16 protein-coding genes are annotated in these 14018 nt (G+C 65.5%); 5 read left to right on the top strand and 11 right to left on the bottom strand.

Annotation, left to right across the window (positions count from 1 at the left end; translation table 11 throughout):
• Positions 1 to 213 precede the first annotated feature (213 nt).
• Together LDO14_RS16580 and LDO14_RS16585 are read left to right on the top strand one after the other, a co-directional pair.
• Complete coding sequence (locus LDO14_RS16580; RefSeq protein WP_018768897.1) at positions 214 to 762, top strand: YceI family protein; 549 nt, start codon at positions 214 to 216, stop codon at positions 760 to 762.
• Between the two features lie 208 nt (positions 763 to 970).
• Positions 971 to 1822: a hypothetical protein gene (locus tag LDO14_RS16585; RefSeq protein ID WP_018768898.1), complete on the top strand. Its 852-nt coding sequence runs from the start codon at positions 971 to 973 to the stop codon at positions 1820 to 1822.
• 113 nt (positions 1823 to 1935) lie between these two features.
• Here LDO14_RS16585 and LDO14_RS16590 read toward each other — a convergent pair whose 3' ends face one another.
• Both LDO14_RS16590 and LDO14_RS16595 read right to left on the bottom strand, forming a co-directional pair.
• Positions 1936 to 2640, bottom strand: a complete 705-nt coding sequence (locus LDO14_RS16590) for a redox-sensing transcriptional repressor Rex (RefSeq protein ID WP_018768899.1) — start codon at positions 2638 to 2640, stop codon at positions 1936 to 1938.
• Positions 2641 to 2733: 93 nt separating this feature from the next.
• Positions 2734 to 2988: a glutaredoxin family protein gene (locus LDO14_RS16595; RefSeq protein ID WP_018768900.1), complete on the bottom strand. Its 255-nt coding sequence runs from the start codon at positions 2986 to 2988 to the stop codon at positions 2734 to 2736.
• A 78-nt stretch (positions 2989 to 3066) separates the two neighbouring features.
• Here LDO14_RS16595 and LDO14_RS16600 point away from each other — a divergent pair, with 78 nt between their 5' ends.
• Positions 3067 to 3885 carry an HAD-IB family hydrolase gene (locus tag LDO14_RS16600; RefSeq protein ID WP_018768901.1) on the top strand — a complete coding sequence of 273 codons (819 nt, stop codon included), beginning with the start codon at positions 3067 to 3069 and terminating at the stop codon, positions 3883 to 3885.
• A gap of 79 nt (positions 3886 to 3964) precedes the next feature.
• Here LDO14_RS16600 and LDO14_RS16605 read toward each other — a convergent pair whose 3' ends face one another.
• The 8 genes from LDO14_RS16605 to LDO14_RS16640 form a co-directional block, all read right to left on the bottom strand.
• On the bottom strand, positions 3965 to 4063 hold the full coding sequence (locus tag LDO14_RS16605) for an AURKAIP1/COX24 domain-containing protein (RefSeq protein ID WP_003792170.1): 99 nt from the start codon (positions 4061 to 4063) through the stop codon (positions 3965 to 3967).
• A 151-nt stretch (positions 4064 to 4214) separates the two neighbouring features.
• The gene (locus LDO14_RS16610; RefSeq protein ID WP_018768902.1) at positions 4215 to 4427 is read right to left on the bottom strand and encodes a helix-turn-helix domain-containing protein; all 213 of its coding nucleotides are present in this window, start codon (positions 4425 to 4427) and stop codon (positions 4215 to 4217) included.
• Positions 4428 to 4581: 154 nt separating this feature from the next.
• Positions 4582 to 5721, bottom strand: a complete 1140-nt coding sequence (locus LDO14_RS16615) for a 3-deoxy-7-phosphoheptulonate synthase (protein ID WP_018768903.1) — start codon at positions 5719 to 5721, stop codon at positions 4582 to 4584.
• Between the two features lie 315 nt (positions 5722 to 6036).
• Positions 6037 to 7056: an acetylxylan esterase gene (locus LDO14_RS16620; RefSeq protein ID WP_134164113.1), complete on the bottom strand. Its 1020-nt coding sequence runs from the start codon at positions 7054 to 7056 to the stop codon at positions 6037 to 6039.
• A 106-nt stretch (positions 7057 to 7162) separates the two neighbouring features.
• Positions 7163 to 8614 carry a rhamnulokinase family protein gene (locus LDO14_RS16625; protein WP_223992614.1) on the bottom strand — a complete coding sequence of 484 codons (1452 nt, stop codon included), beginning with the start codon at positions 8612 to 8614 and terminating at the stop codon, positions 7163 to 7165.
• On the bottom strand, positions 8611 to 10647 hold the full coding sequence (locus LDO14_RS16630; RefSeq protein ID WP_223992616.1) for a bifunctional aldolase/short-chain dehydrogenase: 2037 nt from the start codon (positions 10645 to 10647) through the stop codon (positions 8611 to 8613). The genes LDO14_RS16625 and LDO14_RS16630 overlap by 4 nt, the downstream gene beginning before the upstream one ends.
• Before the next feature lie 6 nt (positions 10648 to 10653).
• Positions 10654 to 11820 carry an L-rhamnose isomerase gene (gene rhaI / locus LDO14_RS16635; protein WP_223992626.1) on the bottom strand — a complete coding sequence of 389 codons (1167 nt, stop codon included), beginning with the start codon at positions 11818 to 11820 and terminating at the stop codon, positions 10654 to 10656.
• Between the two features lie 120 nt (positions 11821 to 11940).
• A complete protein-coding gene (locus LDO14_RS16640) occupies positions 11941 to 12285 on the bottom strand; it encodes an L-rhamnose mutarotase (RefSeq protein WP_018768908.1) in 345 nt (114 codons plus the stop codon).
• 150 nt (positions 12286 to 12435) lie between these two features.
• Here LDO14_RS16640 and LDO14_RS16645 point away from each other — a divergent pair, with 150 nt between their 5' ends.
• On the top strand, positions 12436 to 13455 hold the full coding sequence (locus LDO14_RS16645; RefSeq protein ID WP_223992627.1) for a LacI family DNA-binding transcriptional regulator: 1020 nt from the start codon (positions 12436 to 12438) through the stop codon (positions 13453 to 13455).
• A 17-nt stretch (positions 13456 to 13472) separates the two neighbouring features.
• Here LDO14_RS16645 and LDO14_RS16650 read toward each other — a convergent pair whose 3' ends face one another.
• Positions 13473 to 13850, bottom strand: a complete 378-nt coding sequence (locus LDO14_RS16650) for an STAS/SEC14 domain-containing protein (protein WP_043424831.1) — start codon at positions 13848 to 13850, stop codon at positions 13473 to 13475.
• Between LDO14_RS16650 and LDO14_RS16655 the strand changes: the two genes are divergently transcribed.
• The gene (locus tag LDO14_RS16655; RefSeq protein ID WP_018768911.1) at positions 13785 to 13967 is read left to right on the top strand and encodes a hypothetical protein; all 183 of its coding nucleotides are present in this window, start codon (positions 13785 to 13787) and stop codon (positions 13965 to 13967) included. The genes LDO14_RS16650 and LDO14_RS16655 overlap by 66 nt on opposite strands.
• The last annotated feature ends 51 nt before the right edge of the window (positions 13968 to 14018 follow it).

The following is a 14018-nucleotide window of genomic DNA, read 5'->3' on the forward strand; positions in this document are numbered from 1 at the left end:
TTACCAGTTTCTCAAAGATGGCGTGCGATCCGAAATCTCGGGCCGCTCCTTCTACAAAGAGTAGAACTTAAGTTTTTGAAGAAATGTTCCGTGGACGGGAACAAAACATGCAAATGCATGTTTATACTGGATGCAGCAAGTTAGTTGAGGCTTCAACAGATGAAGGTTCAACGGCAGGACCTCAGTACATACACCTTTACAAGGAGCAACATCATGGCACTTCCCGCAGACGTCACCACCGGCACCTGGACCCTGGACAACTCCCACAGCGAGATCGGCTTCACTGTCCGGCACGCCGGCATCAGCAAGGTCCGCGGCCAGTTCAAAGAGGCCGCTGCCACGCTGGACCTGGGCCAGGATGTGGCTGAGTCCAGGATCAACGCCACCATCCAGACCGCCAGCTTCGACTCCGGCGACGCCAACCGCGACGGCCACGTCAAGGGCGAGGACTTCTTCGATGTGGAGAAGTTCCCCGAGATCTCCTTCGTATCCAACGGCCTGGTGGCCAAGGGCAACAGCTACGAGCTCACCGGCGACCTGACCATCAAGGGTGTCACCCGCCCGGTGACCCTGGAAACCGAATTCAACGGTGTTGCCGTTGATCCGTTCGGCAACACCCGCGCCGGCGTCTCCGCCGAGACCACCATCAGCCGCAAGGACTTCGGCCTCACCTGGAACGCCGTCCTGGAAGCCGGCGGCGTGCTGGTCAGCGACAAGGTTGCCATCAACCTCGAACTCGCCTTCATCGCGCCCGCAGCGTAGTTCCGCCCGCCAGGGCACAACCCCGGCACCAGGCCTCCCCGGCCTGGCGCCGGGGTTCCCTGTTTAACGGCAACCACCTGCGCCAATACCCGCTGAATCACCCACAACGCCGCCCGCCGGGGGTACGGTGGACTTAAGCCATGCTGGGGGAAGGCAGAGGACTGATTCCCGGCAGCCTACCCGGATCCCGACCTGCAGAAGGAACGCCATGAGTACTCCTCCCGTCCCGCCCCCGTCGCCCCAAGACCCCAGCAACGACCAGCCGGGGCATGAACAGGCCGGCAGCCCCCAGTCCGGAGACCAGCAGCAGCCCCGCTACGGGCAGAATGCGCCGCAGTATGGCCAGAACGCCCCGCAATATGGGCAGAACGCGCCCCAGTACGGCCAGAACCAGCCGCCGGCAGCGCCGCAGTACGGCCAAAATCAGCCCCAGTACGGCCAGAATGCGCCGCAGGCCCCGGGCTACGGCCAGAACCCGCCGCAGTATGGCGCCCAGTTCGGGCAGAATGCACCCCAGTACGGCCAGCCGCCCTACGGGCAGTCCCCCTACGGCCAGTACCCGTCGGAGCAGCCGCAGCCGGCCGGAGGCAACGGCGTCCCGCAGCTGGTGAACATCTCGTTCTGGCTGTTGATCGCGTCGGCAGTGATCTTCGTGATCTCCCTGCTGACCGGGCTGACGCAGCTGGATGATCCGGTGTTCCGGCGGACATTCGAGGACCAGATGGCGGCCGGAGGCGCCAGTGGAGTCACCTATGACGACATTAAGGGGGTCATCGCCGGCACCCTGGTGGTGTTCGCGATCATCGGCGTGGCCCTCTACCTGCTGGTGGCCTTCTTCGTCCGAAAGGGCAAGAACTGGGCCCGCATCCTGGGAACGGTCTTCGCTGCACTGTCCGTCTTCGGACTCTTTGGTCCCCCCAGCTTTGCCACCATCGGAACGCTCCTGGGAATTGCGGCCATCGTGCTGCTCTACCTTCCGGCAGCCGCCCCGTACTTCCGGAAGCAGCAGCCTTTCGCCAACCCCTATTCGGGCGGCTTCGGCAACCCGTACGGGCGGTAGCCACTCCGCCCGCTGACACTGCACGCGGCCCGGGATGCATCATTCGCATCCCGGGCCACCTGCTTTAACGGGTCCGCCAAGACTTGGGCCGGGGGGAAACTTCCAGGGAAACCCTAGGCCGTCTGCCCGGGCGTCTGGGCCCGCTGGGCGTGGTAGGCCAGGATCTGGAGTTCAGTGGCCATGTCCACCTTGCGAAGATTGACCCCTTCGGGAACCTGCAGCATCACGGGTGCAAAGCTCAGCACGCTGCGCACGCCTGCCGCCACCACACGGTCGCAAACGCCCTGCGCGACGGCCGCGGGAAGGGCCAGGACCACCATGTTGGCCCCGGTGCGGTGCAGGACGGTCTCCAGGTCTGCCACGTCGCTGACGCGCAGCCATCCCACCTCGTTGCCCACCACCATCTGGTCGGCGTCGAAGATGGCCACCACATCGAACCCGCGCGACTCAAAGCCGCCGTAGCGTGCCAGCGCCTTGCCCAAGTTGCCGGCGCCCACAATGGCCACTTTCCAGTCGTGGGTCAGTCCGAGCGCGGCGGCGATGTGGCGGCTGAGGTACTGCACCTCATAACCGACGCCCCTGGTGCCATAGGACCCCACATGGGAGAGGTCCTTGCGGAGGGTTGAAGAACTGACGCCGGAGGCTTCTGCCAGGGATTCGGAGGAAACGCGCTCCACGCCCTCGGACAGCAATGTGTTCAGGGCACGGAGGTAGATGGTGAGCCGGGCCACGGCGGCAGGAGGTATCTGCTTGGTCAATGCGCCCGTGGCATCCGGAAGGTCCGGGACAGACTGGGGCGAAGAACCCAGGGATGTCACCCGCACCTCCCTTGCGTCGCGTTGTGAGTCCACTCTAGGTCCCTGCCGCTCATGCCTTCAAAACCAGGACCATCAGAAACTGCCGCCACTGCCCTACCGGCCCATGGCGCGCTGCAGCACGCGTGCCAGCCGGACCTCGTCGATCTTCCAGAAGTCGCGCTGCACGCCGTCCACCAGGACCACCGGGATCTCTTCGGCGTAGCGCTCCCGCAGTTCAGGCTGGTTGTCCACCAGCTCTTCGCTCCAGGTAAGGCCCAATGAGGCAGTGACCCGGCCGACGGCGTCGCGCGCCTCCTCACAAAGGTGGCAGTCAGCTTTGGTGACCAGGACGACGCGGGGTGTAGCCATGGCTTAACGGTATCGCCGTTCCCGGCGTGAGGCTGACGCCGACGGCGGCGGGCCAGTGGATTGACTAGACTCAACTCCATGCCCCAGGAGAAATACGTCGCCGTAGTCACACGGCCGGTTGCTGCGCCGCAGCCCGGCGAGGCGGCGTTCTTCGATGTGGACAACACCCTGATGCGGGGTGCCAGCCTGTTCCATGTGGCCCGCAAGATGCACCAGCGGGGAGCCTTCACCCTGAGGCAGGCGGCGGGTATGGCCTGGAAGCAGTTCAAGTTTGTGGCCCGCGGCGAGAACATGGACGATGTCCATGCCGTCCGGGACTCGGCCCTGACCCTGGCCGTGGGCATCAGTGTGGATGACATCAAGGCGCTGGGCGAAGAAGTCTATGACGAGATGATCGCGTCCCGGATCTGGCCCGGCACCAAAGCGCTGGCGCAACAGCACCTGAGGGTGGGCCGCCGCGTCTGGCTGGTGACAGCCACCCCCATCGAAGTGGCCACCGTAATCTCCACCCGGCTGGGACTGACCGGAGCCCTGGGGACCGTGGGGGAGGTCTCGGACGGCCTGTACACCGGGCGGCTGGTGGGAGACATCCTGCACGGCTCGGCCAAGGCCGTGGCCGTGCAGGCCATCGCCGATGATGAGGGCCTGGACCTCAAGCGCTGCTGGGCCTACAGCGACTCCTACAACGACGTCCCGCTGCTGTCGCTGGTGGGCCATCCGGTGGCCATAAATCCGGACGCCAGGCTGCGACGCCACGCCCGCGACCGCAACTGGCCGGTTTACGATTTCCGCGCAGGCCGCCGTGCCGCGACATTGGGACTCAAGGCGGCCACCTTCGGCGGGGCCATCTACGGCCTCTGGAAGGGCTTCGCCCGCATCCGCGGCCCGCGGGCATAATTCTTACCTCTTGCCGGGTTAAACGAAATGCCCGCCGCCTTGGAAGGCGACGGGCATTTCCACGCTGCTTGAAGTATCGCTACTTCTTGTTGCGGCGCTGGTGACGGGTCTTGCGAAGCAGCTTGCGGTGCTTCTTCTTGGCCATACGCTTGCGACGCTTCTTAATAACTGAACCCACGAAAGTTCCTTACAAACTAGATGCAGTACCTGTCTGATGGAGAATGTCCGTGGACAAAGCTACGAACTGAACAACTGACAGATTCTTACAATGACGTAAAACGTTCCTTAACAGGGTACCGCTTATCGGGAGCCGCTCAGGACAGGCAGTCTCAGGCGGTTTCGGTGTGGCCTTCCACGACAGCACCCCTGAGGTACTGTTCGACGGCGTTTTCGGGGACCCGGTAGGAGCGGCCGAAGCGCACCGCCGGCATTTCGCCGGAGTGGACCAGCCGGTAAACAGTCATTTTGGAGACCCGCATGACCTCGGCTACTTCAGCCACGGTCAGGAACTTCGCGTTGGAGAAGTTCTGTTCTGCCGACATTTCCCTATTTTCCTTTGCTGACGGATGGACAACAGTGACCCCAGGTACGTGCCAATGCGGTGTTACGATGCTGAGCCATCCACCAACCACCTAAAAAGATACTCTAGATGTTCATGTGGCAGATGTGAAAGTAGTGCTTCCCCTATTTCAGCCCCTAATCTGACTGCCGCCGCTTCCGTGCCGATGCCGCCAGCTGCTCAAGGACGGACGCGGAAACGTCCCAGTCCATGCACGCATCCGTGACGCTTTGCCCGTACACCAGCTCCGCGCGTCCGGCCGCGTGCTCGGCAACATCCAGGTTTTGCGCGCCGCCCACCAGGAAGCTTTCCAGCATCACGCCGGCCACGGCCCGCGCGGCAGCCCCGCCCTGCTCCAGCTGCGCGCCAATCTCCAGGGCCACCTCAGCCTGCCGGTGGTGGCTCTTGCCGCTGTTGGCATGGCTGGCATCCACGATCAGCCGCGGGTTCAGCCCCTTGCCTGCCAGTTCACCGGAGGCGCGTTCCACATCGGCCGCTGAGTAGTTGGGTCCCTTGCGGCCGCCGCGCAGTATCACGTGGGTGTCCGGGTTTCCAGCCGTTGCCACCAGCGCAGCCCGGCCGTCGCCGTCGATCCCCAGGAAGGCCTGCGCCGCGGCCGCGGCACCGCATGCATCGATGGCCACCTGGAGGCCGCCGTCGGTCCCGTTCTTGAAGCCGATGGGCATGGACAGCCCGGAGGCGAGCTGCCGGTGGATCTGGCTCTCGGTGGTGCGGGCACCGATGGCACCCCACGAGATCAGGTCCGCCATGTACTGGGGGCTGATCGGTTCGAGGAACTCCGTTGCCGTGGGGAGGCCCAGCGCGGTGACCTGCTGCAGGAACAGCCGGGCGGTGCGGAGGCCGGTGACCATGTCATGGGTGCCGTCCAGCCGTGGATCGTTGATCAGGCCCTTCCAGCCCACGGTGGTGCGCGGCTTTTCGAAGTACGTCCGCATGACGATCAGCAGGTCTTCCTTGTGCTTCTCCGCCTGGCTGACCAGCCGGCGGGCGTATTCCAGCCCTGCCTTGGGGTCGTGGATGGAGCAGGGACCCACGATGACCAGCAGGCGGTCGTCCACGCCGTCCATGATGGCGCGCACTTCGTCGCGGCCGCGTTCGACGACGGCAGCGGCCCGGGCGTCCAGCGGCAGTTCCGCGAGAAGGTCGGAAGGAGTGGGCAGCGGAGTGAACTCGCTGACGCGCAGGTTGGACGTGGACTTGGTGTCGCTGGCGCGCTGGTTTGAGGTGGTTTGTGCCGGTGCTGTTGCGGTGCTCATGTTCGGGTCCTGTTCCAGATGGGAAGCGGGCCCGGATTTCAGAACCCGCCGGAGAAACGGCGAAGGGCAGAGAATAATCTCTGCCCTGTTGGCTCTGAAGGAATGCTGGATGCGTGTCAGTTAGACGCGGGCCCCTCCAGAGCCAACGAAAAATACGCATACCAACGGTTAGTCATGGAAAAGACCATAAACCCGGGCCGCCGCGGGAGCAAAATCAGCTTCCGTCACATTCCATCCCGGGCTTGTTCGCGGATCCGGACGCACAAGGTGCGGATCCGCGAACAAGCTTAGGCTTTACCGGCCCGCTGCCCGGGCTCAGCCGAGGAGTTTGCGGAGGTACTGGAGCTGCCGGATCCAGTGATGTTCCTGGCCGCCTTCATGGTTGTTGAACCGGTACACCTCGATCTCCTTGTCCGCCCCGCTGGCGGAGGAGGCGCCCGATCCGGAACCGTAGGCGTTGAAGCTGGCGAAAACGGTGGACGGCGGGCAGATGTCGTCCATCAGCGCCGCGGAGTACAGTGCCGGGGCGGTGGCGCGGCGGGCCAGGTTGACGCCGTCGAAGTAGTTGAGGACGGCAAGGGTGGACTCATAGCGGTCCCGGTGGCGTGCCAGGAACTGGGCAATCTCCGGGTACGGCCCGCGCGGGGTGATGTCGATGGCGCGGGGAAAGTCTTGGAGGAAGGGGACGTCGGGCAGCGCGGCGATGACGCCGTCGAGCCGTCCCGCGGTAAGCCCTGCCGTGGCCACCACCAGGCCGCCGCCCTGGCTGACTCCGGCCAGCACCACCTTGGACGGATCGACCGCGGGGTGGGCCTGGGCCGCCTCCACCGCCCGGAAGGCATCCACGTAGACCCGGCGGTAGTAGTAGTCCTCCCGGGCCGCGATGCCCCGGGTCATCAGGCCTGCGTGCGCCACATCCCCCGCCGAGGGGTGGGGATCCGCGGTGTGGCCCAGGGTGCCGCCGTACCCCTGGCCGCGGGTGTCCATGATGAAGTGCGCGTACCCGGCCTGCGCCCAGCGCGTGTCCTGGTTGACCAGGCCGCGGCCACCGGAATAGCCGATGTAGTTCACCACCACCGGTAGCCGGGCCCCCTCGTCCCGGTTGGCGGGAAGGTGCAGCCAGCCCTTGACCGGTGCCCCGCCGAAGCCGGCGAACGTGACGTCGAAGGTGTCGATCAGTGCCAGGTAGTTCTCCACCGGCTCAAACGCGGGGTTCAACGGGAAGGCACGGGCCTCCGCCAGGGTGGCATCCCAGAACGCATCCAGGTCTTCCGGCGGGGTGACGTCGGAGGTGTAGCTGCGGAGCTGGGCCAGGGGTAGGTCGAAGAGGGGCATCGTTGTCCGTCCTGCTTTCGGTTGTTGGCGCCCCAGCGGGACGCTCCTCTATTTCTAGCGCACGATGACGGCATCCCGCCGCCTGGGCCTGTGGACACCCAGGAGTTCAATTCCTGGCGGCGTTCAGTGTCAGCTCCTGGGGTTCGTACCGTCGAAGGTCCGTTCCGGCGGCGATGATTCCGCGCAGGAGTGGCAGGCCCCCGGTGGCAGCCCCGGCGGCGCGGGCCTGGATGAGCACGTTTCCCAGGGCGGTGGCTTCGACCGGACCGGCGATGACCGGGCGGCCGGTGGCGTTGGCGGTGAGCTGGCAGAGCAGGGTGTTCTGCGAGCCGCCGCCCACCACGTGCACCACGTCCACCTCACGGCCTGCCAGGCGTTCGGCCGTGGTGATGGTCCTGGCATAAGCAGCTGCGAGGCTGTCCATGATGCAGCGGGTGATCGCCGCGGGCTCGTTGGGCAGGACGTCCCCGGTTCGCCGGACTGCTGCCCGGATGCGCTCGGGCATATCGCCCGGGGCGATGAAGTAGGGGTCGTCGGCGTTGACCTGGGGACCGCCGGCAGGCAGGGCTGCGGCAGCGGAGAGCAGCGCGGCCAGGTCAGGCTGGAAACCCTCGCCCGCCCAGGTCCGCTGGCACTCGCTCAGGAGCCAGAGTCCGCCCACGTTGCGCAGGTAGCGGATGGTGCCGTCCACGCCGCGTTCGTTGGTGAAGTTCGCTTCCCGGCTGGCCTCGGTCAGGACGGGCTGCTGCAGCTCCAGCCCCACCAGGGACCAGGTGCCGGAGGAGATGTAGGCAAAGTTTTCGCCCTGCGCTGGGACTGCGGCGACGGCGGACGCAGTGTCGTGCGAACCTACCGCCACCACCGTGGTTTCACGCGGCAGTCCCAGGGCCGCGGCGATGTCCGGCAGGAGGTACCCGTAGGGTTCCCCGGGCTGGATCAGCGGCGGGAACAGGTCCTTCCGCAGCCCGAGGGCGGTGAAGAAATCGGTGGCCCACTCCCCCGCGACGGCATCGAACAGCCCTGTGGTGGAGGCGTTGGTGGCCTCGGTCCGGCGCACCCCGGTGAGCAGGAACGCGATCAGGTCCGGGATCAACAGGGCCTTCAGCCCGGCCAGGTTACGCTCGGCGGCCAGCTGGTAGATGGTGTTGAACTGGAGGAACTGCAGCCCGGTGGTCCGGTAGAGCCGTGCAGGGTCCAGCTTGGCGTGCACCGGCGCGACGGCGGCCCTGCTCCGGTCATCGCGGTAGCTGAAGGGCTGTGCCACCAGCTCGCCGGCCTTGTTCACCAGGCCGTAATCCACGGCCCACGTGTCGATGCCGATGCTGGCAATTGTTTCGCCCTGCGCCGCCGCCGCCGTAGCCGCGGCGCGGAGGCCCGCAAGGACCTCCGCGAACAGGGCGTCGAAGTCCCAGCGGAGGCCGCCGTCGAGCTCCACTACACCGTTGGGGAACCGGTGGACGGTCTCCAGCGATACCCCCGAGTCCGGGGAGACCCGGCCCAGCATGACCCGCCCGGAGGAGGCACCGATGTCGACGGCGGCAAACACAGCCGCACTCATCGGAGGAAGGCTGCGGCTACTCCGGCGTCCACGGGGATGTGCAGGCCGGTGGTGTGGGACAGTTCGTTGCTGGTGAGGACGGCGGCCGCGTTGGCTACGTGCTCGGGCAGGACTTCACGTTTGAGCAGTGTGCGCTGGGCGTAGTATTCGCCCAGTTTCTCCTCGTCAACGCCATAGACCGCTGCGCGCTTGGCGCCCCAGCCGCCGGCGAAGATGCCGGAGCCGCGGACCACGCCGTCGGGGTTGATGCCGTTGACGCGGATGCCGTGCTCCCCCAGTTCGGCCGCGAGGAGCCGGACCTGGTGGGCCTGGTCTGCTTTGGTGGCGGAGTAGGCGATGTTGTTGGGGCCGGCGAACACGGAGTTCTTGGAGGAGATGTAGATGATGTCCCCGCCCAGGCCCTGGGCGATCATCACCCTGGCGGCGGCCTTGGCCACCAGGAAGGAGCCCTTGGCCATGACGTTGTGCTGCAGGTCCCAGTCTTTTTCGGTGGTTTCCAGCAGCGGCTTGGAGATGGACAGGCCGGCGTTGTTGACCACCAGGTCCACGCCGCCGAAGGCCAGCACGGCGGCGTCGATCGCCGCGGCGACCTGGGCTTCGTCGGTGACGTCCGCCTGCACACCGACGGCAACATCGGGTCCGCCGAGTTCTTCGGCGACCTTTTCGGCGTTCTCCAGGTTCAGGTCGGCGATGACCACGCACGCGCCTTCCGCGGCGAGGCGCGTGGCGATGGCCTTGCCGATGCCCGATGCCGCACCAGTCACCAGGGCGATGCGGGTGGCGTGCGACTTGGGCTTGGGCATCCGGGCCAGCTTGGCTTCCTCCAGCGCCCAGTATTCGATCCGGAACTTCTCGGATTCCTCGATGGGTGCGTAGGTGGAGATGGCCTCGGCGCCGCGCATGACGTTGATGGCATTGATGTAGAACTCGCCGGCAACCCGGGCGGTCTGTTTGTTGGCACCGAAGGAGAACATCCCCACGCCGGGCACGAGCACGATGGCCGGGTCGGCGCCGCGCAGCGCCGGCGAATCGGCATCCGCGTGGCGGTCGTAGTAGGCCTGGTAGTCCTCGCGGTAGCCGGCGTGGAGCTCCTGCAGCCGGGCAATCGAATCCTCAATGGAGGCGTCGGCCGGAAGGTCCAGGATCAGCGGCTTGACCTTGGTGCGCAGGAAGTGGTCCGGGCAGGAGGTGCCCAGGGCGCCCAGGCGCGGGTGCTCGGCGGCTTCCAGGAAGTCCAGGACGACGGCGTCGTCACTGAAGTGCCCCAGCTGCGGCTTGTCCGTGGAGGCCAGGCCGCGGATCACAGGCGCCAGGGCTGCGGCCTTGGCGCGGCGCTCAGCTTCCGGCAAGGCCGCATATCCGGGCAGCTTGGCGCCGAAGGGCTCGGCCGTGCCGTTCTCTGCGATGTACTTTTCGGCCTGTTCGATGATCCACAAGGAATTGGCTTCCGCTTCTTCGCTGGTAGCGCCCCAGGCGGTGATGCCGTGGCCGCCCAGGATGGTGCCGATGGCCTGCGGGTTGGCGTCCTTGATGGCGGCGATGTCCAAGCCCAGCTGGAATCCGGGACGGCGCCAGGGAACCCAGACCACCTTGTTGCCGAAGATCTTGGTGGTCAGTGCTTCCCCGTCAACGGCGGTGGCAATGGCGATGCCGGAGTCCGGGTGCAGGTGATCCACATGCGCGGCGTCCACCAAACCATGCATCGCCGTATCGATCGACGGAGCGGCGCCGCCCTTGCCGTGCAGGCAATAATCGAAAGCCGCCACCATCTCGTCTTCACGCTCAACACCCGGGTACACGTTCTTCAGGGCGGTCAACCGGTCCAACCGGAGCACCGCCAGGTTCTGTGCCTTCAGCGTGCCCAGGTCACCACCGGAACCCTTGACCCACAAAAGCTGTACATCCTCGCCCGTGACCGGGTCCTTCTCCGTGCCCTTGGCGGAGGTGTTGCCACCGGCGAAGTTGGTGTTCCGTTTGTCCGCACCCAGGCGGTTGGAACGGGAAATCAGGTCTTCAACAGTCTTGTTGCTCATGGCTGGTTATGCGCCCCATCCGGCTTGCTGGCCGCCAAGGCGGTCCTCGTTGATCTGTTTCTGGTAGCCGCTGGCCTTGAAGGCAGCGATCGGGTCCGCGGGCAGGCCGCGGGATTCACGCCACTCGGCAAGGACCGGGCGGACGTCGGTGTAGAACGCATCGTTGAAGATGCCGTTGGCGGCCAGCACATCGCCGGCGCGCTGCGCCTCGGCCAGCGCCGCGGTGTCCACCAGCAGGGCGCGGGCGGTCATTTCCTGGACGTTCAGGACGGAACGGATCTGGCCAGGAATCTTCTCCTCCAGGTTGTGGCACTGGTCCAGCATGAGGGCCACACCGGAATCCTTGCCGAAGCCGCCACCGCGGATCACCTCGCACATGATGCGGAAGAGCTGGAACGGGTCCGCAGCACCCACGATCAGGTCGTCGTCGGCATAGAAGCGCGAGTTGAAGTCGAAGGAACCCAGCTTGCCCAGGCGCAGCAGCTGCATCACGATGAACTCGATGTTGGTGCCCGGCGCGTGGTGGCCGGTGTCGAGGCAGACAAACGCCTTCTCACCCAGGGCCAGGGTCTGGGCGTAGGAAGTGCCCCAGTCCGGAACATCGGTGTGGTAGAAAGCCGGCTCAAAGAACTTGTACTCCAGTACCAGCCGCTGCCCATCCCCCAGGGCCGCGTAGATTTCCTGCAGGGACTCGGCCAGCCGGTCCTGGCGGCCGCGCATGTCGTCCTGGCCCGGGTAGTTGGTGCCGTCCGCCAGCCAGATCTTCAAGTCCTTCGAACCCGTGGCGTGCATGATGTCGATGCAGTCCAGGTGGTGGTCGATGGCCCGGCGGCGGACCGACTCGTTGGAGGAGGTCAGTGAACCGAATTTGTACTCATCATCCTGGAAGGTGTTGGAGTTGATGGTGCCCAGCCCCACCCCCAGTCCGGCGGCGTAATCCTTCAGTGCGGAGTAGTCGTTCACCTTGTCCCACGGGATATGCAGGGCCACGGTGGGAGCCAGCCCGGTCAACTCGTGGACCTTCGCGGCGTCGGCCAGCTTTTCCTGGACCGTCCGCGGCGTACCGGGTGTGCCAAACACCTTGAACCGCGTGCCTGAATTTCCATAAGCCCACGATGGGACCTCGATGGCAAGCTCCCCGAGCCTGCCCAGCGCCTTTGCTACGTCATTCATGATGGTTCTTTCCGGTGTCTGAGCGTCTGTCTGATGCGTTGTGGATGGGTGCCCCGCTGCTGGAGCCGTGCTGGTGGTGGTGCCCGACGGATTCGACGGCGGGCTGCCTGCTTCAGCCCGTCAGCCCGCCGAGGGCTGTGCGGCCAACTGGCTGTCAAGGTTGAAAACTTCTTCCAGGACCTGGAACCCTTCGTCGGGCGCCTGGCCGGAATCTGCAAAGAGGGTTGCCATTTCCGCCTGCCAACGGGCGTTGACTTCGGTCAGGGCCATGCGGGCGCGGACGGCGTCAAAGTCGTCGCACTCCACGTAGCCCACCAGGAGGCCGTCCTCCGCCAGGAAGAGGGAGTAGTTATGCCATCCCGCTTCCTTGAGCGCATGCAGCATCTCCGGCCACACCGCGGCGTGCCGGCGACGGTATTCATCGATCAGCGCCGGCTGCACCGAGGAACGGAAGCACACCCTCATTGGGACTCCTTTTTCAAACGTTGATCTTTGAATCGTTTCATTAATACGATTCAAAGTACTCTTGGACTTGAGCAGCTGTCAAGCAATGACAGGAACTTTTGATCTCCCGCACGGAACCTCCTGCAGCGGGCAAGTCAGCACGGAGAATCGATGAACCGCACAGCCAGTATCAAGGACGTGGCCAACCATGCAAGCGTGGCCGTGGGGACGGTGTCGAACGTCCTGAATTATCCGGACCGGGTGTCGGCACGGACCAAGGAACGGGTCCTGCGCGCCATCGATGAACTTGGCTTTGTCCGAAACGACGCCGCCCGGCAACTCCGCGCGGGCCACAGCCGCACCATCGGACTCATTGTCCTGGACGTCGGCAACCCCTTCTTCACCTCCGTGGTCCGCGCCGCCGAGGACGCTGCCGCACTGCAGGGAAGCGCCGTCCTGCTGGGCGACAGCGGCCACAACGCCGGCCGGGAGGCCAATTACATCGACCTCTTCCAGGAGCAGCGTGTCCAGGGCCTGTTGATTTCGCCGGTGGGGGACATCACGGAGCGGCTGGACCTCCTCCGCGAGCGCGGGGTGCCCACGGTGCTGGTGGACCGGCTGGCTGACGAATCAAAGTTCAGTTCAGTCGCAGTGGATGACGACGCCGGCGGGTACCTCGCAGCCCGGCACCTGCTGGACACCGGCCGCCGCCGGCTCGCCTTCGTTGGCGGCCCCACCTCCATCCGGCAGGTGGCGGACCGCCTCCAGGGTGCCCGGCGGGCCGTGAAAGAGGAACCGGACGCCACGCTGGAGGTGCTGGATTCAAAGGGGCAGACGGTCCTTGCGGGACGCAGCGTGGGCGACATGCTGGTGCAGCGCGGCCGGGCGGACCTGCCGGACGGGATCTTCTGCGCCAACGATCTTCTGGCCCTGGGTGTCATGCAGTCACTGACCATGACGCATACGTTCCGCATTCCTGAGGACGTAGCCTTGATCGGCTACGACGACATCGATTTTGCCGTCTCCGCCGTGGTGCCGCTCTCCTCCATCCGCCAGCCCACCGAGCTGCTGGGCCGGACAGCCATCGAGCTGCTGGCCGAGGAAGTGGAGTCCCAGAACCCCGTCCACCGGTCAGTGGTCTTCACGCCTGAGCTTGTCATCCGGCAGAGCACGGCACCGACCGCCGGCTGACAACCCCACCGGCCAGGCTAGTTTCCGCCCTGCTGCAGCCACTTCATGGACTCATCCCGCGAAGTGAAAAAGCGGGTGGGGCAGGGTGGAATATGGACTCCCAGGAAGAAGTTGGCGATGATCCGGTCCACCGGACTTGCCCCGAGCAGCGCGATGCGGTTGGCCGCACATGGAATGGAGAAGACCGACCGCGCATCCCTGCTGACGGCCTCCGTGGTGGCCATATCCACCAGCATGGGGTAGCTGCCATCCCCGGCTATCCGGTTCACCGTCGCCATGGCCGCCTGCGCATCCTGGAGTTCTATCCGGACACGAGGTTCCCAAATGAGATGGATGATGCCATCGGTGCGCAATTCCACGGTGCCCTTGCCACCGTCGACCGTTACGGGCTCCATGACGCCGCCTCCCTCCAGTGGGCAGTTGCTGAACCCCTCTATCTTGCCCCACGCATGGACAGCCAGGCGCGCGCCACTCCCCGGACCACGGGCCTGCCCTCCGACGGGCTTGACTGATCAGCATGCTTACTAATAGGTTGGTCGACGTGCCCGTGGCCTGGATCACCA

Origin of the sequence: Arthrobacter sp. NicSoilB11 (genome assembly GCF_019977375.1) — a bacterium.
GTDB lineage: Bacteria > Actinomycetota > Actinomycetes > Actinomycetales > Micrococcaceae > Arthrobacter.

Coding starts and splice junctions, on each gene's coding strand:
- LDO14_RS16615 (WP_018768903.1), bottom strand. CDS start 5,721: ATGAGCACCGCAACAGCACCGGCACAAACCACCTCAAACCAGCGCGCC.
- LDO14_RS16580 (WP_018768897.1), top strand. CDS start 214: ATGGCACTTCCCGCAGACGTCACCACCGGCACCTGGACCCTGGACAAC.
- LDO14_RS16600 (WP_018768901.1), top strand. CDS start 3,067: ATGCCCCAGGAGAAATACGTCGCCGTAGTCACACGGCCGGTTGCTGCG.
- LDO14_RS16595 (WP_018768900.1), bottom strand. CDS start 2,988: ATGGCTACACCCCGCGTCGTCCTGGTCACCAAAGCTGACTGCCACCTT.
- LDO14_RS16585 (WP_018768898.1), top strand. CDS start 971: ATGAGTACTCCTCCCGTCCCGCCCCCGTCGCCCCAAGACCCCAGCAAC.
- LDO14_RS16625 (WP_223992614.1), bottom strand. CDS start 8,614: ATGAGTGCGGCTGTGTTTGCCGCCGTCGACATCGGTGCCTCCTCCGGG.
- LDO14_RS16610 (WP_018768902.1), bottom strand. CDS start 4,427: ATGTCGGCAGAACAGAACTTCTCCAACGCGAAGTTCCTGACCGTGGCT.
- LDO14_RS16645 (WP_223992627.1), top strand. CDS start 12,436: ATGAACCGCACAGCCAGTATCAAGGACGTGGCCAACCATGCAAGCGTG.
- LDO14_RS16655 (WP_018768911.1), top strand. CDS start 13,785: ATGGATGATGCCATCGGTGCGCAATTCCACGGTGCCCTTGCCACCGTC.
- rhaI (WP_223992626.1), bottom strand. CDS start 11,820: ATGAATGACGTAGCAAAGGCGCTGGGCAGGCTCGGGGAGCTTGCCATC.
- LDO14_RS16620 (WP_134164113.1), bottom strand. CDS start 7,056: ATGCCCCTCTTCGACCTACCCCTGGCCCAGCTCCGCAGCTACACCTCC.
- LDO14_RS16640 (WP_018768908.1), bottom strand. CDS start 12,285: ATGAGGGTGTGCTTCCGTTCCTCGGTGCAGCCGGCGCTGATCGATGAA.
- LDO14_RS16630 (WP_223992616.1), bottom strand. CDS start 10,647: ATGAGCAACAAGACTGTTGAAGACCTGATTTCCCGTTCCAACCGCCTG.
- LDO14_RS16650 (WP_043424831.1), bottom strand. CDS start 13,850: ATGGAGCCCGTAACGGTCGACGGTGGCAAGGGCACCGTGGAATTGCGC.